Origin of the sequence: Actinoplanes philippinensis, assembly GCF_900113015.1 — a bacterium.
GTDB classification, from domain to species: domain Bacteria; phylum Actinomycetota; class Actinomycetes; order Mycobacteriales; family Micromonosporaceae; genus Actinoplanes; species Actinoplanes philippinensis.
Genome location: NZ_FONV01000011.1, coordinates 95,889 through 118,066, shown reverse-complemented (window position 1 = coordinate 118,066; position 22,178 = coordinate 95,889). Strand labels below are relative to the sequence as shown.

Here is a 22,178-nt window from a genome sequence, read left to right as displayed (position 1 = left end):
GTCAATTCTTACCGGGGAACTTGGCGCGGATGAAGGCCGTGCTGATGCGGATCACACCGTTCACGACCGCGCCGCGGATCGTGACGACCTCGCCGCGGATCGTCCGGTCCACCTCGAAGGTGCCCTGCTTCGGCATGTCGCAGCTGCAGTTGTCCAGGCTGTTGACGATCTCGTCCATCGCCTTCTCTTTGCTGCCGGCCGCAGCGACGATGTCGTCGAACCCGTGCTTGTCGACGAAGACGTGGTTCATCACCTGGTCCTTCTGATTCGCCTTGCGCGACTGCTCCATCATCTCTTCGCCGAGCGAGGTGCACCCGTCGTGTGCCGCGGCCGCGAAGGAGACCGCCTTGGTCGCGGCCTTGCCGCAGCCCTTGCGGAACTTGTTCAGCTCGCGCAGGAGCTCGGTGCCCTTCTTGCCGCCGGCCGCCCAGCCCAGACCCGGCGCCATGGCCAGCAGGCTGGTCAGGGCTCCTTCGGTGTCACCCTCGAGGTAGGAGACCAGGGCGTCCAGGGCGTCGCACGGCTCGCCGACCACCGGGATGAAGCCGCAGACCGTCAGAACGATGTGCGTGACGAGGACCGCCTGCTTGCTCTTCTCGTCGAGCTCGGCGAGGTAGAGCGGCATGACCTGCTCGCAGGCCTCGGCCTTGCCGAACGTGATGGTGCAGAAGTTCTCACCGGTGGCGATGGCGTGCAGGAGCTCGTCGCCGTCGCACCGGATGCCCATCGAGTAGAGCCGGTAGTCACCGCAGTGCTGCTGGATCGCCTTGTCCGAGGCCCGGCGTGCGGCCTCCTCCTTGGCCCGCAGCTCCAGCGAGATCTTGAGCGCGTCCACGGCCGCCTGGGCAGCCTCGTCCTTGCTCTTCAGCGCGTCGTCGGCGGACTTCTTGGCCCGGTCCGCGGCATCGCGGGCCTGCGCCGCGGAGTCGCGGGCCGCCGCGGCCGAGTTGCGGGCCCGGGACGCGGCAGCGGTCGCCTCGGCAGCGCTCGCCTTGGCCGCGGCCGCCGCGTCCTTCGCCGTCTTGGCGGAGGCCGCCGCCTGCTCGGCCGACTTCTTCGCCGCCTCCGCCGACTTCTTGGCGTTGTCGGCGTACACCAGCGCGTCCGCGGCGGACTGCTTGGCCATCTGCTCGTACTGCTTGGCCAGGTCGCTCGCCTGACGTGCGGTCGCCGCCGCCTGGGCCGCCACCGCCGCCTGCTGCTTGGCCTCGGCGGCCGCCTTCGCCGCGTCGTTGACCAGGGCCTGGATCTTTGCGGCGTGGGCCGCCGCCTCCTCGTCCCGCTGCCGCGCCTTGTACTGCGTCGACTCGAGGAAGTGCTTCGCGTAGGACCGCGGTCCGGAGAGCGCCACCTGCGCTGCGGCCTTGAGCTCCGGGCCACCGGCCGACGCCAGCTGGCCGATCTGGATCCGGGCGTCCTGGTTCGCCGCCACATACTGGCCCGTACGCAGGAAGGCGTGCAGATCAGCGGCACTGCCGTTCAGCGCGGCCTGACCGGCGGCCTTCATCGCGGGACCACCGGCGGTCATCAGCTGACCGACCGTCACCCGGTCGTCCCGAACCTTGTCCGGGTAGCTCCGGGTGCGCAGGAATTCGCGCACCTGGGTGACGCTGCCGGCCGCCGCGCTCTCGGCCGCCGTGGCCTCGGCAGCCCGCTCGGAGCTGTCGGCGATGACACCGACGGCCTCGCGATCGTCCTGCTCGGCGGCGATCGGCAGTGTCGTGCGGACGAACTGGATGACGTCGGACTCGGTGCCGAGCAGTGCCGTCTCCGCCGCCACCGCGGTCCACGGCCCGCCCTCCCGCATCAGGGTGACAGCGGCCTGCCGGCCCTTCGCCACCGCGACATCCACAGGGGTGTCGGGAGCTGCCGCCTCGGCGATGAGGGCCTGCGTCTCCGCGTCGCGGCGCTGTGCCGCCTCGGTGTCCCACCGAGCCCTGGCGAGTTCGGCCTGCTCCTGCTCGTAGGCGTCCTGCGCGACCAGCAGGTTCTCGGACATCTGCGCGTCGATCCGGGCCTGGTCGGCCTCCCGGGCCAGCGCCGCGATCCGGCCGGCCTCGGCGGCGGCGTTCGCCGCCACGTCGGCTGCCTTGATCGCGTTCTCCGCGTGGAGACGGGCCTGCTCCGACGCCTTGGCCGACCTGCCGGCGTTGACCGCGGCCAGATCCGCGGCGGCCGCGGCCCGCTCGGCGTGCGTCGCCGCGTCGTTGGCGAAGGTCTGCGCGTTGCCCGCCGCGGTGGCCGCCTGCCGCGCGTACTTCTGGGCCGCGGCTGACGCCTTGGACGCCTCGGCGGCCTTGCGGCGAGCTTTCGCGGCTGCCCGGTCGGCCTCGGCGGAGTCCGCTCCGGCCTGGTCGGCGTAGCCGCCGGCCTCGGTGGCCGCGTTGGCGGCCGCCACCGAGTTCTGCACAGCCGAGTCGGCCGCCGTCGCGGCGTTCGCCGACGCCTCGGCGGCCGCCTTCGCCTGGCCCGCGGCGACCGCCGCGGTGCGGGCGCTCGCCGCCACGGCCCGCGCGTTCTGGGCTGCGACCTTGGCGTCGTCCGCCTTCGTCGCGTCGGTGGCGGCGGCGAAGGCCGCCTTGTCCGCCCGGCTCGCCGCGTCGCCGGCCTTGGCCGCCGCGGTGGCGGCCCGCGCGGCGGCGTTCGTCGCCGTCCGCGCCGCGGCGTTCGCCGCGTTGGCCGCCGACACCGCGGTCTGTGCCGCGTCCGCGGCCCGCTGCGCGGCGTCGGCCGCCCGCTTGGCCGCCTGAGCCGCCTTGATCGACGAGTCCTTGGCCGCGGCGGTCTCGCGCGCCGCCTGCTCGGCCGCCGCCTTCGCCAGCCGTGAGGTCTCCACGGCGCTGGCCGCGGCGTCCTTCGCCTGCTGGGTCTCCCGCGCCGCCACATTGCCGGCCTCGACGGCCTGCTGCGCCAACTCGGTGACGGTCTGGAGCTCGGTGTCCCTGGCGCGGGCCACGTGCTGGCCGTAGCTCAGGAACTCCTCGACGTCGGCGTCGGTGCCGTTCAGCGCGGCCTGCGCGGCGGCCTTGAGGTACGTGCCGCCACCGGTCGAGATCTGTCCGACCAGCACCCGGTCGTCGTGACGCTGCGCCACGTAGCGCTGCTCCCGCAGGAAGACGTCGACGTCGTCCACGGTGCCGCTGAGCGCGAGTTGGGCCAGCCGCTTGACCTCCGGACCGCCGTTCGCCGACGCCTGGCCGGCGCGGACCCGTTCGTCCCGCTGCCACGCGGTCTCCCAGCCGGCGGTCAGGAACGTCACGCGGTCCGCGGCGGTGCCGGAGAGAGCCTTCTCCCCGGCCGTCCGCATCGCGGTGCCGCCGAGTCCGATGTAGGCCTCCACCGAGGCCCGGTTGTCGAGATCCTGCGCCTCCGGGAGGCCGGTCTCGAAGAAGGCGCGGACATCGGAGTCGCCACCGAGCAGCGCGGCCTCCGCACGGCGGCCGACGTTCGTGTCGGCGACCATCGCGAGCTCGACCGCCCACGTACGCATGTCTCGGGTGGTGATCTGTGGTTCGTCGATCTCCTCGGCGTAGCCGGGAGACGGCACGGCGAGGAGAGTGGCGGAAACCAGGGCGCTCAGCAGCGCCGTCAATAAGACTCTAAAAGATGACAAAAAGGGCTTCGGAGGATGCACGGAAGTCTCCTGAGGTGCGGCGTGACCAGAATTCAGGCAGCACACATCGGCGTGGACCCAGGTGGGTCCACGCCGATGGATCGGGAACAGATCAGGCGCGGATCTCGAGCACCGTCGCGGACGGCAGGTTCTCGGCCTCGCCGATGGTCGTCCAGTAGTTCTCCGGCACCTGCTTGGTCGCGGTCTGCTCGACGCCGTCGTACTTCAGCTCCGCCTCGAGGGGCTGGTTCTCGCTGAAGATGTAGGTGGCCCGCTTGATCTCCAGCGACAGGTAACCGTGGTCACCCCGCACCTGGAAGCACACGTAGTCGGCGAAGTCGTACGACTCCACCTTGATCACGTCGCCGGCCACGTTGCAGTCGACGAAGAGGATGTTGCCGTCACCGGAGATGAGCTTCAGCCCGTGATCGGCCAGAATCTTGTCGCGGCCCGGGTACGAGAAGTCCTCGACCAGACTCGCCGGAGTTGCCGTGTCCTCCGCCGCCATGGCGAGCGTGCCGCCGCCGACCGCAACCGCCACACCGGCCGCGGCCAGCGCCGAAGCCTTCCACAAGAACCGCATGTTGGAACTCCCCGTAGACGCATGACAGACCGAGCTGTCATGACTGTCGATCAAACCGGCAAAATCATAGTTGATGACCGATGCCCCGCATCGCCCCACGCCTATCGCTGACGTCACAAACTCGCCGTCACTTCGCGAGGCCGACGCGCTCCGGATCGGTGGTCCAGGAGAGGTAGGCGCGGATGCCCAGGGCCGCCGCGCCGGTCTGGACGGCGACCGTGGTCCAGGTGGCCGGCAGGTGCTGGAGCAGGGGGAGCGCCGTGGGGAGGGCGAGCAGCAGCAGGTCCACACCGGCGAAGGCGTAGACGATCGGGCCGGTCGGGACCGAGCCCATCGGGGTGTCGATCGGGATCAGGTCGTTGCGGACGAAACCGGCCCGGGCCGCCCGGATGGCCACGGCGCCGCCGATCGCGCCGAGGGCCGGGCCGAGCGCCCACCAGGGGCCCGGCGGCAGCGCGCCGGCCGCCTGGAGCAGGCCGAGGGCGGTCGTGGCCCAGACGGCGCCGAGGACGGCCGGCAGCCACAGCCGCTGCTGCACCACCTGGCGTGAGGTGAGGCCGAGCATACGGAGCAGCACCGGGTTGCCGGCGTCGGTCTTGATCGTGGCGGTGGTGGCCTTCGCCGCGATCACCATCCCGGCGAGCAGGGCGATCACCAGCACCCAGCGGGGCACCGAGATCAGCAGCAGCGGCAGGGCGGTGGACGCGGCGGTCCACAGCAGACGGGCCGGGCGGCGCCGGGCGAGCAGCAGGTCCTGGCCGGTGAGCGGGGGCAGGCGGCGGGGGAGCCGGGCCGAGCGCAGCCGCCGGGACGCCCAGTAGCGGCGCTCCAGCATCTCGGCGAAGAACGACGGCTCGATCCCGTAGACCGAGTCGGCGAGTGTCCCGGCGGTCTTGGCGGACTCCAGGATCGCGTCGTTGGGTGTGCGGGCGAGGTCGCGTACCCCCAGAAGCAACGCCGCCAGAGCGAGGACCGCCAGGGCGCCGGTGACCGTGACCACGACGGACGCCGCGGCTTCGCCCGCGAGGGCAGGCGGCGTCCAGCCGACCGCCTCGGCGACCAGACCGGCCAGGCCGAGGGCGAGCGCGATCCGGGCGACGGTGTCGGTGAGCGAGGCGAGTCGCGGCCGCGACTGCGCGGCAGAGGCCAGGAGCGTCAGGAGTACGCCGGCGAGCGCGCCCGTGGCCACCAGGAGGATCGATCCGGCCGCGACCGTGTTGCCGAGGATGCCGAACGCCGCGGCGCCGCCGGCGACGGCCGCACCGAGAGCCGCGGCGAGCAGTGACGGCGCCAGCAGTCTCGGCCGGCTGACCGGTGCGGTGAGCAGGAAGTACGCGGCCGGGCGGGTGACCGAGACCGGTCCGAGCCGGCGCAGCGCCAGGAAGATCAGCCCGGTGCTGCAGGCGGCCGTGGCGAGTGCGCCGACACCGCTGAGGTGGGGCACGAGCGGGCTGAAGACGGCCCGCAGCGTGTCCTGCGCCATCACCGACAGCACGGCGATCGAGAAGACGACCGTGTAGACGGTGGTCAGCATGTCGCCGCGGTCCCGGTGGGAGGCCTGCGCCTTGCGGATCCAGCGCCGGACCGGCCGCAGCGCGACGACCGCCGCCGTCATGCCGGGCCCGGCCCGGTGAGCTGCTCCATCGACACCAGGTCGGCGCCGGAGGCGGCCGCGAACTTGTCGTCGTGGCTGGCCAGCAGCAGCGAGCCGCCGCCGGCGAGATAGTCGGCGAGCATCCCGGCGACCATCGCCCGGCCCTCCGGGTCGAGGCGCTGCTCCGGCTCGTCCAGGATCAGCAGCGAGCTGGGCCGCAGCAGCACCAGGGCCAGCGTGAGCCGCTGTTTCTGGCCGGACGACAGCGACGGCGGGATCGCGTCGGCGTGCCCGGCCAGCCCGAACCGGTCGAGGGCCTCGTCGATGCCGGACGAGTCCGGGTCCTGGCCGTGCGCCCGGCACACCAGCTCGGCGTGCTCGCGGGTGGTGAGCCCCGGATACCAGGTCGGTGGCTCGACGGTGGTGGCGACGGCCCGCCAGAACCCGGGACTGTCGCCGGGCACGGCGCCGAAGACGCGGACGCTGCCCGCGCCGGGTTGCTGCAGACTGCTCACGCAGCGCAGCAGTGTGGACTTGCCGATGCCGTTCTCACCGGTCACGCAGACGCCGGCGCCGGCCGGGACGGTCAGTCCCACATCCACCAGCACCGGCGTCGAGCCGTAACTCACGTGCAGACCATCGACCTCGACCGCTGGGTGATCAACCACTCACCCAGCCTAAGCGGCTAGGGCTTGCGGCCGTACAGCAGGCGCAATGCCTTCACGATCTGCTGGACCTGCGCGGGCGTGCGTTCGAAGGTCATCGCGGGCAGCAGTGACGGGCCGCGGCGTACGGTGATCGCCTTGGCCCTGGCGAACTCGCGCAGGCCGTCCTCGCCGTGGATGCGCCCGAAGCCGGACTCGCCGACCCCGCCGAACGGCAGGTTGCCCATGCCGACGAAGGTGAGCGTCCCGTTCACGGCCACCATCCCGGACCGCAGCCGGCGGGCGATGCGGATCGCGTTCTTCTTGCCGAAGACCGAGCCGCCCAGGCCGTACGGCGTGTCGTTGGCCTTCTGCACGGCCTCGTCGGCGTCGCGCACCCTGGTGATCGTCAGCGTCGGCCCGAAGGTCTCCTCGCGGATCTCCGACGAGTCCTCCGGAACGTCCACCAGCACCGTCGGCGCGACGAACGGCGCCTGCACCGCCCCGGCGCCGCCGAGCACCGCCTTGCCGCCCTTGGCCAGCGCGTCCTCGATGTGGTCGCGGATGATGTCGAGCTGCTTGGGCATGGTGATCGGGCCGATCTCCTCGCCGGTGCGCAGCTTGCCCGCCTTGGCCACGACCGCCTCGACGAACCTGTCGTAGACCGGCTCGACCGCGTAGACCCGCTCGATGCCGATGCAGGTCTGCCCGGCGTTGGTCATGGCGCCCCAGACGGCGGCCTCGGCGGCGGCTGCCACGTCGGCGTCCGCGTCGACGATCAGCGCGTCCTTGCCACCGGCCTCCAGCACCACCGGCACCAGATTTTCCGCGCAGGCGGCCATCACCTTCTTGGCGGTGGCCGTCGAGCCGGTGAACGCCACCTTGTTCACCCCGGCCCGGCACAGCGCCCCGCCGACGTCGCCGAGGCCGTGCACCGCCTGCAGCACCGGGTGCTCCGGGACCACCTCGGCGAACGTGTCGGCCAGCCACTGCCCGACGACAGGCGTGTACTCACTCGGTTTGAAGACGATGGCGTTGCCGGCCGCCAGCGCGCCGCTGATCGGGCCGACCGGAGTGACGATCGGATAGTTCCACGGGCCGATCACGCCGACCACGCCGTACGGCTGGTACTCCAGGTGGCCGGAGTGCTCGGCGACCAGGATGCGGGTGCGCACCCGGCGCGGACCGAGCACCTTCTTGGCGTGGCGGGCCGCCCAGTCCAGGTGCTCGACGGCGGCGACCGCCTCGATCGTGCCGTCGGCCAGCGGCTTGCCGGACTCGGAGCGGACCAGCTCGGCCAGCTCGTCGATCCGCTGGACGATCAGGGAGCGCCAGCGCAGCAGCCGGGTCTTCCGGCCGTCGAAGCCGAGCCCCTGCCACCACACGGCGGCCTCCCGGGCGCGTTCGACGGCCGCTACGACGGCCTTCTCGTCGGCGACCGGCACGCGGCCGGCCTCCTCACCGGTGGCCGGGTTGGTGGAGATCAGCCAGCCGTCATCGATCACGGGGAGGCCGGGAACGTGAGTCGCCGTCATGTCCCGAGTCTAGGATGATTGTTACCGGCGAGTCACTACGTACGCTTGACCTCGTGAGCCCCCGCCGTAACCGCCCCCGCCGCCCGTCCGACGACGAGCCGAGCCCGGACCGTCCCGGGATCACCGAGCAGCGCGTCCAGCAATGGCAGGACGGCGAGTGGATGGTGCGCTCCATCTTCGGCGCGGCGGCCGTCAAGACGTACCGGTGTCCCGGCTGCCTGCAGGAGATCCGCCCCGGGGTGGCGCACGTGGTGGCGTGGCCGGCCGACGGCTGGGGCGACATGGCCGACCGCCGTCACTGGCACACCGGTTGCTGGCGTGGCCGTGACCGGCGTGCTCCCGGGGTGGAGCGCTCGCGCAACGCCCCCCGATACGGGTGACAATCTCTTCATGAGCAACAACCAGATCCGTGCCAACTCGATCCTGCCGGCCCACCGGGAGGACATCGAGCTGCACACCGCGGACGGCGTCACCCTCGTCGGGGAGCTGGCCAGGCCGCTCGACCGTGAGCCGGTGGCCACCCTCGTCTGCCTGCACCCGCTGCCCACCCACGGCGGGATGATGGACAGTCACGTCTATCGCAAGGCGGCGTGGCGGCTGCCCGCCCTGGCCGGTCTCGCGGTGCTGCGCTTCAACACCCGCGGCACCAGCAGCGTCCGCGGCACCAGCGGCGGATCGTTCGCGAAGGCGGTCGACGAGCGTTTCGACGTGGCCGCCGCGATCGAGTATGCGGAGTTCGCCGACCTGCCGGACATCTGGCTGGTGGGCTGGTCGTTCGGGACCGACCTGACCCTGATGTACGGGTTGGACCCGGCCGTCACCGGCGCGATCCTGCTCTCCCCGCCGCTGCGGTTCTCCCGGCCGGAGCACCTGGCCGCCTGGGCCTCCGACGGCAAGCCGGTGACCGCGCTGATCCCCGAGTTCGACGACTACCTGCGTCCGGACGAGGCTGCCGCGCGTTTCGCCGCGATCCCGCAGGCGGAGGTCGTGCCGATGCCCGGCGCCAAGCACCTGTGGGTCGGTGACGCCGAGAAGGTGCTGGACGAGATCGTCCGCCGGGTGGCCCCCGGGGTGCCGACCCCGCTGCCGACGACCTGGGACGGCCCGATGGAGACCGGTGACGCGACCGCGTATGCCGACCGGACGGTCGCGGCCTTCGACAAGATCTAACGCTCCTCGAGGCTCGGCAACGTCACCTCCCGCATGATCAGCTGGATGGCGGCCACCATCGGGATCGCGACCAGCGCGCCGATCACGCCGAACAGGCCGACCCCGAGCAGGGCCGCCACCAGCGCCGCCACGTCACTGACCCGGACCGAGCGGCGCATCACCCGCGGGTAGATCAGATAGTTCTCGATCTGCTGGTAGACCAGGAAGAACACCAGGCAGGCGATCCCGTCGGTCAGTGACGAGGCCAGCCCGACGAGGCTGACGACCACCGCGCCGAGGGTGGCGCCGATCTGCGGGATCAGGTCGCAGACCGCGACCACGACGGCCAGGGCGAAGGGGTACGCCAGCCCCAGCGCCAGTGCCAGCGCGAAGGTGCTCATCCCGGCCAGCACCGCGATCGCCAGCGCACCCACCATGTACGCCCCGACCTTGGTCAGGATCTCGTCGGTGAGCAGCGACACCCGCTCCCGCCGAGAGGCCGGGACCAGGCGATACCCGGTCGCCTTGATCCGCTCGAACGAGGCCATGAAGTAGATCGTCAGCACCAGCACGGTCAGGATGTTGAAGATCGTGCCGAACAGCAGCCGGGCCCCGCCGACGACGCCACCCAGGGCGTTCGTGATCGTCCCGGCGTTCACCGCGCCCTGCACCCGGTTCGCGATGTCGTAGCGCTGCACCAGCTCGTTGACGGTCTGGCTGCGGCGCAGGCTCTCCACCACGTCCGGCGCGTTGTTGATCAGCTCGGTGGTCTGGGTGACCAGCGGCGGGATCAGAGCCACGATGCCGCCGACCAGCAACCCGACCACGGTGAGCGCCACCACCGCGACCGCCGCGCCCCGGCGCAGCCCCCAGCGGCGCAGCCGGGTCACCGCCGGGTTGAGGCCGATCGCCAGGAACAGCGCGATGAAGATCAGGACAAGCATCGAGGCGGCGTTGCGCACCCCGAGGAACAGCGCGTACGCCACGATCACGCCGAGCCCGAAGAGGAAGCCGAGCAGGAACGGGTTACGCCGGTTCAGTGGCGGCCCGGGTTCGCCGTACGGCTTCTCCGGCGTCTCCTCCGGTGGCTCCTCCTCGACGGGCGGCTCGGCGGACATCGGACCTCCTCGATCACCTGATCCAGCGATCGGAGGCTATCGCCGCCGAGCGCGGCCCACCACCGGGAACAACCCTGATGTCACTCCGCGTCGGCGGGCACCCGGGTGGGCTGCGGCACGGTGACCTTCGCCGAGGCGGTCACCTTGCCGGTCTGCTTCTCGGCCGCCGGCTGCGACTGGACCGCCGCCGGCTGCGGCTGGACCGCCACCGGCGCCGGCTCCGGCTTCTCCGCCGGCTTCTCCTGCTCCTCCGGGTCGGCGGCGGCCGCCAGCACCGCTGCCGCGGCCAGCTCCGCCACCCGTTTCGCCTCTTTCTGCACCTGGCGGCGGACCTCGGCGGCGTGCCGCTCGGCGGCCTCACCGGCGCGCTGCGCCTCGGACACCCGCTTCAGCTCCGACTCCAGCTGCTGCTGGGTCTCGGCGAGACGCTGGCGGACCCGCTCGGCCTCGGTCTCGGCGGCCTGCGCCTGCTCCAGGGCCGCCACCCGGCGCTGCTCGGCCTGCGCCACCTCGGCGGTGGCGGCCTCCAGCTCGCGCCCGGCCTGGGCGATCTTCTCCTGCTGGGCGGCGATCTCCTTGCGGACGGCCGTCGCCTGGTCGTCCGAACGCCGGAGGACCTCCTCGGCATACTTGTCGGCCTCGCTGCGCAGGTCGGCGCACTGCTTCTCGACGCCGGCCCGCATCTGGCCCAGCTCCTCGATCACCGAGTGCCGGCGCAGCGCCAGCTCGTGCTCGACGGACGCCTTCAGGTCGGCCAGCTCCCGCTCGGCCTCGGCCCGCTGCGCGGCGACCTCCTGGGCGGTCTTGTCCCGCAGCGCCTTGATCTCCTGCTCGGCCTGCACGCGGGTGGACTGCACGTAGCCGTCCACCTCGGCCCGCGCCCGTGCGGCGTCCTGGGTGGCCTGGTCGACCAGGTGCTTGCCCTCGTTGCGGGAGCGGGCCAGGACCGCCTCGGCCTCCTTGCGCATCTGCTCGCCGGCCTGGCGGGCGGCGGCGAGCGCCTTGTCGGAGGCGGCCCGCTTCGCGGCGTCGGCCTTCTCCTCCTCGGCGCGGCGCGCGGCCAGGGCGATCTCGAAGTCGCGGATGCCGTTGTGGGCGTGCGCCTCGGCCTCGGCCCGGATCCGCTCGGCCTCGGCCAGGCGGGAGGCGATGTCGTCGGTCGCGGAGGCCTTGATCGCCTCGGCCTGCTCCTCGGCCAGCGCCAGGATCTGCTCGACCCGCGGGCCCAGGTGCCGGAACGACACCTCGCCGCTTATCCCGGAGTCACGCCGCGCCTGACTCAGCTCCGCCTGCAGGCCCTTTATCTGAGCCGTCATCGCCTGCATCTGCGAGTAGGCCTGCTCGCGGTCGGCGAGGAGGGCGGCGATCTCGTTCTCCGCCCGGGTGACGTATCGCTCGACCTGCTTGCGCTCGTAACCCCGCAGGGCGGTCTCGAAGCTGGGTTCGGTGGCCGAATCTCCGCCGAGACCGAGAATTTCACCGCCGTGCGACATGCTTTCCATCCTCACATACGCATCGTCCCGTGGCGTGTCGATACACACCGGTTTGGCAGAGACGATGCGGGTAGTTGTGATCTGTCTGACCTCGGCTCGATAAACCCAGGCAAGCGCGAAACGAGTCAGGCCGTACCGGAGAAACTCCGATACGGCCTGATTTCGTCATCGAATGCCGGCCCCTGTCAACCGTCGCGCACTCGCGGCGGCTCCGCAACCGGAGAGAGACGAGGCTCTCGGCTCAGGAATTCGTCTTGGCGGCCACCGGCTCGTCCGCGGTCTCCTCCGCCTCGTCCTGCTCGGGAGCCCGCTGAACAGGGGCGTCGGCGGGCTTGGGGGCGGCGGCGGCCACAGCGGCTGCGGCGGCCGGCGCGGCGGCGCCACCGACGCCCGGCACCAGGCCGGACAGGCCGGAGAGCATCTGCCCGAGCTGGTTGGTGACGGCGTCCTTCTGACGGGTCAGGTCCTCCACCTCGCGGCGGGCCGCCTGGGTGGTCAGCTCGGCCTCCTGGCGGGCCTCGCTGAGCAGACGGTTCGCCTCCTGGCGGGCCTCGGTGACGGTCTTGTCGGCCAGCGCCCGGGCCTTCTCCACGGTCTCGGACGAGTGACGCTCGGACTCGATCCGGCGGCTCTCGGCGCGCTGCTCGATCTCCTTCGACCGGTCCTCGGCGGCGCGGGCCCGCTCCTCGGCCTCGGCCACCATCTTCTGGGTGGCGGCGACCTGCGCGGCGTGCCGCTGCGACTCCTCGGCCTCGGCCTTCTCCCGGCGCTCGGCGATCTCCAGGGCCAGCGACTGCAGGTCCTTCTCGCGCTTGTCGCGGGCGTCGCTGAGCAGCTTGGTGGCCTCGGCGCGCTTCTCCTCGGCCTCGCGGCCGGCCTTGGCGCGGGCCTGGGTGATCTCCCGCTCGGCGGTGGCCCGCAGCGACGCGACCTCACGCTCCACGGTCGATTTCAGCTCGGCGACCTCGTGCGCCGTGACGGTCCGCAGCTGCTTGGTCTCGCGGTCGGCGTCGGACCGCAGCGTGTCGGCCTCGCGCCGGGCCTGCACCCGGGTCTCCGCGGCTTCCCGCTCGGCGTGCGTGCGGACCTGGCCGGCCTCACGCTCGGCGGTCGCCTTCATGGCGGCGGCCTCGGCACGCGCCTTGTCGGTGATCTCCCGGGCCTCGAGACGAGCCGCGGAGAGAATGCCCTCGGACTCCCGCTTCGCCTCGTTCCGGTGATCGTTCGCCTGTTCCTCGGCGAGCCGCAGGATCTGCTCCACCCGGGTGCCCAGCCCGGAGAGCGTCGGCCTGTTGTTCTCCTCCAGCAGCTTGTTGCTGTCGGCCAGTTTCTGCTCGAGCGCGTTCAGCCGCTGCTCGGCCTGGCGCAGGCGACGCTGTGCGTCGTTCATCCGCTGCTCGGCCTCGCCGCGGGCAGCCTCGGACTGGTTCAGCGCGGCGAGCAGCCGGCCGATGTGTCCGTCGACCTGGTGGCGGTCGTAACCGCGCAGGACGACCGTGAAATCGTGCTGCGAGTTGGCGGTCTCGAAGAAGGCCAGGTTCTGATCCTGCTGCTGGGGCATTGCGCCATCCTGGCGAAGAGGAATCGGACATGCAAGAGCCGATGGGCATCCGGACCGCATCGTAGATCAGCTTCGACCTGGAGCGCAGACCGCCCCCGGGCCGTTCGGGGAGGACCGTCGGCTCACCGGTCGGCCCCGCGTCGTCCCGCTGTCACCTGCCCACTCGGGGCTTCGGGGGATTCCGGTCCGGTGGCCGCGGTCGTCGGCCCTGCTCAATGGCCCCGATCCTGCCAGGCGGGCGGGTCCGCGTCAGGTCGATTCACCCGTGCGAGGTACGCCTCACACCGGCTCCACCAGCTCCACCAGCACCCCGCCGGCGTCCTTGGGATGCACGAAGTTGATGCGTGAGCCCGCGGTGCCCCGTTTCGGCGTGTCGTAGAGCAGCCTCAGGCCCCGGGCTCGCAGAGCGGCCGCCGCGGCCTCCACGTCGGCCACCGTGTAGGCGAGTTGCTGCAGGCCGGGACCGCTGCGGTCGAGGAACCTGGCGATCGCCGAGCCGGGCCGCGCCGGGGCCAGCAGCTGGAGCCGCGGACCGGCGCCGTCGCCGACCGCGAGCATCGCCTCCCGGACGCCCTGCTCCTCGTTCGTCTCTTGATGCACACAGTGCAAACCGAAGGTCTCGGCATAGAAGCGCAGCGCTTCGTCGAGATCGGCCACCGCGATTCCCACGTGGTCGATCCGGAGCAGGCCGACATCGGAGAAGGCGCCTTCCCCGGCGTGGCGTGGGCCCGCCGGCCCGCCGCCGGGCTGCAGAGGGTTCACTGTGACATTCTCGGCCGTCGTGCCGCTCGATGTGTCGTCGGTCATGGGGCTAGTCTCGGACCTGACCCATCGTTAAGGCCACTCCGGGTGTCTCCCCCGCCCGGTCCCGCAGATCGGATCACGACCGTGACCAGCTCCGTCATCGTCAGCGGCGCCCGGACCCCGATGGGGCGCCTCCTCGGAAACCTCAAGCACCTGCCCGCCACCGCCCTCGGCGGGCACGCCATCGCGGCCGCCCTGAGCCGGGCCGGCGTCGAGCCCGGGCGCGTCCAGTACGTGATCATGGGCCAGGTCCTGCAGGCCGGCTGCGGCCAGATCCCGGCCCGCCAGGCCGCCGTCGCCGCGGGCATCCCGATGTCCGTGCCCGCGCTCACCGTCAACAAGGTGTGCCTCTCCGGCCTCGACGCGATCGCCCTGGCCGACCAGCTGATCCGGGCCGGCGAGTTCGACATCGTGGTGGCCGGCGGCATGGAGTCGATGACCAATGCGCCGCATCTGCTGACCGACCAGCGCGCGGGCCGTAAGTTCGGTGACGTGCTGGTGCGAGACCACACCGCGTTCGACGGCCTGATGGACCCCTGGGCGGGCATCTCGATGGGAGAGTCCACCGAGGCCAGTGGCGCCCGCTTCGGCATCACCCGCCAGGAGCAGGACGCGTTCGCCGCGCAGAGCCACCAGCGGGCCGCCGCCGCCCAGCGGGACGGCCGGTTCGCCGAGGAGATCGCGCCGGTCCCGGCCGGCGGGCGCAACGCCACCGGGCCGATCGACGGCGACGAGGGCGTCCGCCCCGACACCACCGGGGAGTCGCTGGCCCGGCTGCGCCCCGCCTTCACCCCGGACGGCACGATCACCGCCGCCAGCTCCTCGCCGATCTCCGACGGCGCCGCCGCCGTGGTCGTGATGAGCCGGGCCAAGGCCGAGGAGCTGGGGCTGACCTGGCTCGCCGAGATCGTGTCGCACGGCAACGTGGCCGGGCCGGACAGCTCGCTGCAGTCCCAGCCGGCCAACGCCATCAAGCACGCGCTCGACAAGGCCCGCCTCTCCGTCGAGGACCTCGACCTGATCGAGATCAACGAGGCGTTCGCCCAGGTGGTCATCCAGTCCGCCCGCGAGCTCAAGGTCGACGAGTCGATCGTGAACGTGAACGGTGGCGCGATCGCCCTCGGCCACCCGATCGGCATGTCCGGCGCCCGCCTGGTGCTGACCCTGGCGCTCGAGCTGAAGCGGCGCGGCGGCGGCCTCGGCGCGGCCGGCCTGTGCGGCGGTGGCGGCCAGGGCGACGCCCTGATCATCAAGGTCCCCGCGGCGTGACGGTTTCGTCGTCCCCGGCCGGCGCCGCCGCGTCTCCCGCGGTGGGCGGCGGCCGGCGGTCCCGTGACGTGCCCTCCCTGGTCGCCAAGGCCCGGGAGGGCGACGCCCGGTCCGTGGCGCGGTTGATCAGCCTGGTCGAGAACGACGATCCCGCTCTGCCCGAGGTGGCCGCCGCGATGGCGTCGCACGCCGGCCGGGCCCAGGTCGTCGGCCTCACCGGCGCGCCCGGGGTCGGCAAGTCCACCACGACGAACGAGCTGGTCCGCGCCCTGCGTGAGACGGGGAGCCGGGTCGGCGTGCTGGCCGTCGACCCGTCCAGCCCGTTCACCGGCGGCGCCATCCTGGGCGACCGGATCCGGATGCAGGACCACACCGCCGACTCCGGGGTCTACATCCGCTCGATGTCCAGCCGCGGGCAGCTCGGCGGCCTGTCGGCGGCGACACCGCAGGCGGTCCGGGTGCTGGAGGGCGCCGGCTGTGACGTGATCCTGGTCGAGACGGTCGGTGTGGGCCAGGCCGAGGTGGAGATCGCCTCCCTCGCCGACACCACGCTGGTGCTGCTCGCTCCCGGGATGGGCGACGCTATCCAGGCGGTGAAGGCGGGTGTGCTGGAGATCGCCGACGTCTTCGTGATCAACAAGGCGGACCGGCCCGGCGCCGACGCCACCTACCGTGACATCCAGGGCATGCTCGCGCTCGGGGAGCGTGCCCCGGGCGAGTGGCGGCCCCAGGTGGTCCGTGCGGTCGCCGCCCGGAACGAGGGCATCGACGACGTGGTGGCCGCCATCGGCAAGCACCGCGAGTGGCTGGAGAGCACCGGCAACCTGCAGCGCCGCCGGGAGCACCGGGCGTCGGCGGAGATCTCGGCGCTGGCGCTGGGCACGCTGCGGGCCCGGATGGGCGACCTGCGCGGCGGCACGGCGCTGCCGGCCCTCGCCGCCCGGGTGGCGAGCGGTGAGATCGACCCGCACGCCGCCGCCGCGGAGCTGCTGGCGAGCCTCTAACCGAAACGGGCCAGCGTCTCCTCGATGAGCGTGCGGTCCCAGTCGAGCGTGCCCTCGTCGAGCTCGGCGATGAGGGCGCGCAACCACCCGATCTCGGCGCGCAGCATGCTCGCCCGGTACTCGTCCTCGATCAGGAACAGCCGGGGCAGGCCGGGCGGGGCCTGCGCGTCGATGGCCCCGGCCCGCTCGGCCAGCTTCTCGACGCGGCGTTCCAGCAGCTCCCGTGTCTCGGCCGGAGTGAGCATCGGCAGGAACGCCAGCGCCACCGGGAACTCCGGGAACTCGCGGGCCGGCTCCGGCAGCATCTCGAGCAGCCAGCGGCGCAGGCTGGCGGCGCCCTCCTCGGTGATCTCGTAGACGGTCCGTTCTGGGCGGCCGGCCTCCCGGGTGGTGCCGCCGGGGCGGGCCAGTCCCTCCCGTACCAATCGATCGAGGGTTTGGTAGACGCTGTTGCGCTGCGCGACGTTGACCAGCTGGTCCTGACCGCGCTCCCTGATCACCTGCTGCATCCGGTACGGGTGCATCGGCGCCTCCACCAGTAGTGCCAGCAGAACCATCGCCAGGGGAGACCGCTTCATGCGGCTCAGCTTAGGGGTTGACGGTTCTTAGTCATGTCATCAATAGTCATTCTATGACTACACGAGAGCTGGATGCCATCGTCATCGGTGGCGGCATCGCCGGGACCGCCGCCGCCATCGCCCTCCGGATCGCCGGCCGTCGCCCGGTGATCCACGAGGCCCACGGACCGGGCGACGCCGAGCGCGGGGTCTTCGTGACCATCGCGGTGAACGGGGTGAACGCGCTGCGGTCCCTCGGCGCCGACCCGGCCGTCGTGCTGGCGCGCGGGTTCGCCACCCCGCGGCTCGCGCTGCGCCGCGCGTCCGGCCGGCTGCTGGCCGAGTTGCCGCTCGGCGGCCCCACGCCGGACGGCACGGTCACCACCACGATCCGGCGGGCCGACCTCTACGCGGCGCTGCGGGCCGAGGCCGAGCGGCAGGGGATCGAGATCGTGTACGGCCACCGCCTCGTCACCGCCCGCTCCGGCCCGCACGGCGTCACCGCGGAGTTCGCCAACGGCCGCGCCGCCACCGGCGACCTGCTGGTCGGCGCCGACGGGCTGAACTCGCGTACCCGTACCGCCATGGATCCGTCCTCGCCGGCGCCGCACTTCCTCGGCCTGCTCGACACCGGGGGTTTCACCGACGCCCCGGTGGATCCCGCGCTGGTCCCGCCGCCCGGGGTCATGCAGATGTCGTTCGGCCGGAAGGCCTTCTTCGGCTGGGCCGCCGCTCCGGACGGCCGGGTCTGGTGGTTCGCCAACCCGCCGCGCAAGCGTCCGGTCGAGCCCGGCGAGTTCACCGCCGAGAGCTGGCGGGCCCATCTGCTGGGGCTGTTCGAGGGTGAGCCGGGCGGTGACCTGATCCGGGCCACCGGCGAGATCCTCGGCCCGTGGAGCACCCGCGACCTGCCCCGGGTGCCGGTCTGGCACGACGACCGGATGGTGCTGGCCGGCGACGCTGCCCACGCCGTCGCGCCGTCGTCCGGGCAGGGCGCGTCGATGGCGCTGGAGGACGCCGTGGTCCTCGGCCACAGCCTGCGCGAGCACCGGGACCAGGCGGCGCTGGCCGCGTACGAGGCGGCGCGCCGTCCGCGGGTGGAGAAGGTGGTCGCGCACGGGCGCCGCAGCAGCAGCACGAAGGTGGCCGGGCCGGTCGGCGCGGCGATCCGGGACGCGATGACGCCGTTGGTGATGCGGATGCTGCACCGGCGCGGGGACCCGCAGGCGTGGATCTTCGAGCACCGGGTGCCGGTGCTCGCGCGGGCGCCGCGGTGAGTGGTGAGGCCCCGGCGGCGTTGGCGGGCGCCACCGGGGCCCGGAGGGGAACTGCCTGCCGCCAACTCTGGTTTCCGGTCCGGCCGGGCGGCAACGGGGAAAACCCTTGCTGTGAGCGACCTGAAGAATCCTTAGCGATCGTTCAGTTCTGATCTAACATGGCAGGTATGGATGCAGCCGAGATCCACGCCGGCCGGGAGCGCTGGCAACGACGCTACGATGCGGCCCGCAAGCGGGACGCCGACTTCACCACGCTCTCCGGGGCGACGGTGGAACCGGTCTACGGGCCACCCGAGGGCATCGCCTACCCCGGCTTCGAGCGGATCGGATGGCCCGGCGAGTTCCCGTTCACCCGAGGGCTGCACCCCACCGGCTACCGCGGGCGGACCTGGACGATCCGCCAGTTCGCCGGCTTCGGCAACGCGCGGCAGACCAACGAGCGCTACAAGATGATCCTGGCCGCCGGCGGTGGCGGGCTCAGCGTCGCCTTCGACATGCCCACCCTGATGGGCCGCGACTCCGACGAGCCCGAGGCGCTCGGCGAGGTCGGCCACTGCGGTGTCGCCATCGACTCGGCCGCCGACATGGACGTGCTCTTCGAGGGCATCCCGCTGCAGGACGTCACGACCAGCATGACCATCTCGGGCCCGGCCGTGCCGGTCTTCTGCATGTATCTGGTGGCGGCCGAGCGGCAGGGCGCCGACCTCTCCCGTCTGGACGGGACGCTGCAGACCGACATCTTCAAGGAGTACATCGCGCAGAAGGAGTGGCTCTTCGCCCCCGAGCCGCACCTGCGCCTGATCGGCGACCTCATGGAGTACTGCGCCCGGGAGATCCCGCGCTACAAGCCACTGTCGGTCAGCGGCTACCACATCCGGGAGGCCGGCTCGACCGCCGCACAGGAGCTGGCGTACACGCTGGCCGACGGTTTCGGGTATGTCGAGCTCGGCCTGTCCCGCGGCCTCGACGTCAACACGTTCGCGCCCGGCCTGAGCTTCTTCTTCGACGCGCACGTCGACTTCTTCGAGGAAATCGCCAAGTTCCGCGCCGCCCGCCGCATCTGGGCCCGGCACCTGCGCGACGACTACGGCGCCACCAGTGAGAAAGCACTGTGGCTGCGGTTTCACACCCAGACCGCCGGTGTCTCGCTGACCGCCCAGCAGCCGGTCAACAATGTCGTGCGGACCGCTGTCGAGGCCCTGGCCGCGGTGCTCGGCGGCACCAACTCGCTGCACACCAACGCCCTCGACGAGACCCTCGCCCTGCCCACCGACGAGTCCGCCGAGATCGCCCTGCGCACCCAGCAGGTGCTCATGGAGGAGACCGGGGTGGTCAACGTGGCCGACCCGCTCGGCGGATCGTGGTATGTGGAGGCCCTCACCGACCGCATCGAGGCCGAGGCCGAGGAGATCTTCACCCGGATCCGTGAGCTCGGGCACGACGGCAGCATCACCGCGGGCATCCTGCGTGGCATCGAGGACGGGTGGTTCACCTCGCACATCGCCGAGGCCGCCTTCGCGTACCAGCAGGCGCTGGAGAAGAACGCGAAGAAGGTCGTCGGCGTCAACGCGCACACCGGCACGGTCGCCAAGGACCTGGAGATCCTCCGGGTGTCCCACGAGGTCGAGAAGGTCCAGGTCCGCGACCTGACAGGCCGCAAGGACAACCGCGACGGGGTACGGGTGAAAGCCGCCCTGGAACACCTGATCACGGTGGCCCGTACCGGGGAGAACATGATCCCCGCCATGCTCGACGCCGCCCGGGCCGAAGCCACCCTCGGCGAGATCTGCGGCGTCCTCAAGTCCGAGTGGGGCATCTACCGGGAGCCGCCGCGCTTCTGAGCCGTCCGTTCCCCGCCGCCGTGGGGTCGCCCGGCGGCGGGGCGTGGACGGGTTGTGACGTCCGATATCGGCGGCCTGGTGGCGGCGCGAACAGGCGTGACAGCGTGCGAGACTAGGTAACCATGAGCGACCCACGGACCACTCCGTCGATCTTCACCCGCGGCGCGGTCGATCTCAGCGCGCTGCGCCCCTCGGCGCCGGCCAAACCGGCCGCGCCGAGCCGTCCCGCCGCCCCGGCCGCGCCGGCCGGTGAGGTTCCCGGCGCCGTTCCGGGCTCGGTGCCCGGCGCCATTCCCGGGGTCACCCCGGATGTGATCATCGATGTCACCGAGGCCGATTTCCAGTCCGTTCTGGAGCGGTCCCTGACCACGCCGATCCTGCTGGACTTCTGGGCCGACTGGTGCGAGCCCTGCAAGAAGCTCTCACCGGTGCTCGAGAAGCTGGCCGTGGAGTATGGCGGCTCGTGGATCCTCGGCAAGGTCAATGTGGATGAGAACCCGCGTCTCGCGCAGGTCTTCCGCGTGCAGGGCATCCCGCAGGTGACGGCGCTGATCGGTGGCCAGCCGGTCGAGGGCTTCAGTGGCGTCCTCGGCGAGAGCCAGGTCCGGCAGTATGTCGATGCCGTTCTCAAGGCGGCCGGTGTCAGTGTGGCGGCCCCCGAGGACCCGCGCCTCGACGCCGCCGACGACGCTCTGATGACCGGTGACCTGGATGCGGCCGAGGCGGCGTATCGGAAGATCCTCGCCGAGTCGCCCGCCGACGCGGCCGCCGAGTCCGGCCTGGCCCAGGTGGAGCTGTACCGGCGGATCGCCGGCGTCGACCCGTCGGCCGCCCTGGCCAAGGCCGGGTCGGACCCTGACGACGTCGAGGCGCAGCGGCTCGCCGCCGACATCGAGGTGCTCAGCGGGCAGGCCGCCGAGGCGTATGCGCGGCTGATCGCCCTGATCAGGAAGACGGCCGGTGACGACCGTGACGCGGTGCGTAAGCATCTGCTGTCGCTGTTCGCCGTCGCCGGGCCGGACGACCCCGCGGTCGCCGGCGCAAGACGTGCGCTGGCCAGCGCACTCTTCTAAGCTGCGGCTTCTCAACGAAGGGGGGCGTCGTGCGCCGCATCGCCGTTCTGGACGCACCGTCCAATCTCGGCCTGCGCCCGCCGACGGCGACGTCGGTGCCGGGCTGCGCCAAGGCGCCCGGCGCCCTCCGCGACCAGGGTCTGCTCACCAAGCTCGGCGCCCGTGACGCGGGCTGCCTCACCCCGCCGCGGTATGACCCGGGCGACTGGCGTCCCGGCGACGGGGTCGCCCACGCCGCCGAGATCGCGGCCTACTCCCGCGCGCTCGCCGACCGGATCGGCGCGATCATCGACGGCGGCGAGTTCCCGGTGGTCCTCGGCGGCGACTGCTCGATACTGATCGGTTCCGGCATCGCCATGCACCGCCTCGGTGACGCGGTCGGCGGGCGGATCGGCCTGGTCTTCGTCGACGGCCACTCCGACTTCCGGCACCCCGGCAACGCGTCCTACGTCGGCGCCGCCGCCGGCGAGGATCTGGCGCTCGTCACCGGCCGCGGCCAGGCCGACCTGGCGGCGATCGAGTCCCGCCGGCCGTACTTCCGCGACATCGACGTGGTCGTCCTCGGCATCCGCGCCCAGGATGAGTACCGTCTCGACCTCCAGGCCGCCGGCATCGTCACCCGCCCGGTCCCGGCCCTGCGCGCCGAGGGCGCCGCCCGCAGCGCCCAGTGGGCCCGCGACCAGCTCGTCGACTGCGCCGGTTACTGGGTGCACGTCGACGTGGACGTCCTCGACCCGGCCGTCATGCCGGCCGTCGACGCGCCCGATCCCGGTGGCATCGCCTTCCCCGAGCTGGAGCTCCTGCTCACCGGCCTGGTCGAGTCGCCGCACTGCCTGGGCGTCGAGATCACCGTCTTCGACCCGGACTACGACCCGGACGGCCGCTACGCGTCCGAGATCACCTCCGCTGTGGTCAGCGGTCTCTCCCCGGTCCGCACCACACCCCTGCGCCCCGACCTGGCCGCGGCCCGCCGCGATCTCGACAAGCCATCCAGCCGCCCGGCCGACCGCCTCTCCCGCCCCTCGGACCGGCTCTCCCCGTCGGCCGGCCGTCTGTCCCGCCC

General features: G+C 72.3%; 17 protein-coding genes and 1 pseudogene. 8 read left to right on the top strand and 10 right to left on the bottom strand.

Going from position 1 to position 22,178, the window contains the following annotated elements; all coding sequences use genetic code 11:
* Position 1: 1 nt before the first annotated feature.
* The 5 genes from BM290_RS28730 to BM290_RS28710 all read right to left on the bottom strand — a co-directional run bounded on the left by BM290_RS28730 (position 2) and on the right by BM290_RS28710 (position 7,969).
* Positions 2 to 3,592, bottom strand: a complete 3,591-nt coding sequence (locus BM290_RS28730) for an ALF repeat-containing protein (protein ID WP_093619036.1) — start codon at positions 3,590 to 3,592, stop codon at positions 2 to 4.
* A gap of 133 nt (positions 3,593 to 3,725) precedes the next feature.
* On the bottom strand, positions 3,726 to 4,196 hold the full coding sequence (locus BM290_RS28725) for a hypothetical protein (protein ID WP_093619035.1): 471 nt from the start codon (positions 4,194 to 4,196) through the stop codon (positions 3,726 to 3,728).
* A 127-nt stretch (positions 4,197 to 4,323) separates the two neighbouring features.
* Complete coding sequence (locus tag BM290_RS28720) at positions 4,324 to 5,811, bottom strand: DUF6297 family protein (protein ID WP_093619034.1); 1,488 nt, start codon at positions 5,809 to 5,811, stop codon at positions 4,324 to 4,326.
* A complete protein-coding gene (locus BM290_RS28715; protein ID WP_093619033.1) occupies positions 5,808 to 6,458 on the bottom strand; it encodes an ABC transporter ATP-binding protein in 651 nt (216 codons plus the stop codon). The genes BM290_RS28720 and BM290_RS28715 overlap by 4 nt, the downstream gene beginning before the upstream one ends.
* A gap of 17 nt (positions 6,459 to 6,475) precedes the next feature.
* A complete protein-coding gene (locus BM290_RS28710; protein WP_093619032.1) occupies positions 6,476 to 7,969 on the bottom strand; it encodes an aldehyde dehydrogenase family protein in 1,494 nt (497 codons plus the stop codon).
* Positions 7,970 to 8,022: 53 nt separating this feature from the next.
* Here BM290_RS28710 and BM290_RS28705 point away from each other — a divergent pair, with 53 nt between their 5' ends.
* On the top strand, positions 8,023 to 8,349 hold the full coding sequence (locus BM290_RS28705; protein ID WP_093619031.1) for a hypothetical protein: 327 nt from the start codon (positions 8,023 to 8,025) through the stop codon (positions 8,347 to 8,349).
* Positions 8,350 to 8,359: 10 nt separating this feature from the next.
* Positions 8,360 to 9,139 carry an alpha/beta hydrolase gene (locus BM290_RS28700; protein ID WP_093619030.1) on the top strand — a complete coding sequence of 260 codons (780 nt, stop codon included), beginning with the start codon at positions 8,360 to 8,362 and terminating at the stop codon, positions 9,137 to 9,139.
* Here the strand turns inward: BM290_RS28700 and BM290_RS28695 are convergent.
* The 4 genes from BM290_RS28695 to mce form a co-directional block, all read right to left on the bottom strand.
* Positions 9,136 to 10,236 (bottom strand): AI-2E family transporter, encoded by a 1,101-nt coding sequence (locus tag BM290_RS28695; RefSeq protein WP_093619029.1) that lies wholly within the window; start codon positions 10,234 to 10,236, stop codon positions 9,136 to 9,138. The two genes, BM290_RS28700 and BM290_RS28695, sit on opposite strands and share 4 nt — an antisense overlap.
* A gap of 80 nt (positions 10,237 to 10,316) precedes the next feature.
* On the bottom strand, positions 10,317 to 11,738 hold the full coding sequence (locus tag BM290_RS28690; protein ID WP_239143775.1) for a Laminin subunit beta-1: 1,422 nt from the start codon (positions 11,736 to 11,738) through the stop codon (positions 10,317 to 10,319).
* 232 nt (positions 11,739 to 11,970) lie between these two features.
* Positions 11,971 to 13,290, bottom strand: coding sequence for a coiled-coil domain-containing protein (locus BM290_RS28685; RefSeq protein ID WP_093619027.1), 1,320 nt, complete (start codon positions 13,288 to 13,290; stop codon positions 11,971 to 11,973).
* Positions 13,291 to 13,569: 279 nt separating this feature from the next.
* Positions 13,570 to 14,097 carry a methylmalonyl-CoA epimerase gene (gene mce, locus BM290_RS28680; protein WP_093619026.1) on the bottom strand — a complete coding sequence of 176 codons (528 nt, stop codon included), beginning with the start codon at positions 14,095 to 14,097 and terminating at the stop codon, positions 13,570 to 13,572.
* An 81-nt stretch (positions 14,098 to 14,178) separates the two neighbouring features.
* Between mce and BM290_RS28675 the strand changes: the two genes are divergently transcribed.
* Positions 14,179 to 15,363 (top strand): acetyl-CoA C-acetyltransferase, encoded by a 1,185-nt coding sequence (locus BM290_RS28675; RefSeq protein ID WP_093619025.1) that lies wholly within the window; start codon positions 14,179 to 14,181, stop codon positions 15,361 to 15,363.
* Positions 15,360 to 16,367, top strand: a complete 1,008-nt coding sequence (gene meaB, locus BM290_RS28670) for a methylmalonyl Co-A mutase-associated GTPase MeaB (protein ID WP_093619024.1) — start codon at positions 15,360 to 15,362, stop codon at positions 16,365 to 16,367. The genes BM290_RS28675 and meaB overlap by 4 nt, the downstream gene beginning before the upstream one ends.
* On the opposite strand, the gene BM290_RS28665 is transcribed toward meaB, so the two are convergent.
* The gene (locus BM290_RS28665; RefSeq protein WP_093619023.1) at positions 16,364 to 16,945 is read right to left on the bottom strand and encodes a PadR family transcriptional regulator; all 582 of its coding nucleotides are present in this window, start codon (positions 16,943 to 16,945) and stop codon (positions 16,364 to 16,366) included. The genes meaB and BM290_RS28665 overlap by 4 nt on opposite strands.
* Before the next feature lie 53 nt (positions 16,946 to 16,998).
* On the opposite strand from BM290_RS28665, the gene BM290_RS28660 reads away from it, so the two are divergent.
* The 4 genes and pseudogenes from BM290_RS28660 to BM290_RS28645 form a co-directional block, all read left to right on the top strand.
* Positions 16,999 to 18,201 (top strand): FAD-dependent oxidoreductase, encoded by a 1,203-nt coding sequence (locus BM290_RS28660; protein ID WP_093619022.1) that lies wholly within the window; start codon positions 16,999 to 17,001, stop codon positions 18,199 to 18,201.
* Positions 18,202 to 18,368: 167 nt separating this feature from the next.
* Positions 18,369 to 20,042: a coenzyme B12-dependent isobutyryl-CoA mutase large subunit gene (gene icmA / locus BM290_RS28655; protein WP_093619021.1), complete on the top strand. Its 1,674-nt coding sequence runs from the start codon at positions 18,369 to 18,371 to the stop codon at positions 20,040 to 20,042.
* A 122-nt stretch (positions 20,043 to 20,164) separates the two neighbouring features.
* Positions 20,165 to 21,115 carry a tetratricopeptide repeat protein gene (locus BM290_RS28650; RefSeq protein ID WP_093619020.1) on the top strand — a complete coding sequence of 317 codons (951 nt, stop codon included), beginning with the start codon at positions 20,165 to 20,167 and terminating at the stop codon, positions 21,113 to 21,115.
* Between the two features lie 29 nt (positions 21,116 to 21,144).
* Positions 21,145 to 22,059: pseudogene (locus BM290_RS28645) on the top strand (arginase family protein); the annotation flags it as partial.
* Positions 22,060 to 22,178: the final 119 nt, after the last annotated feature.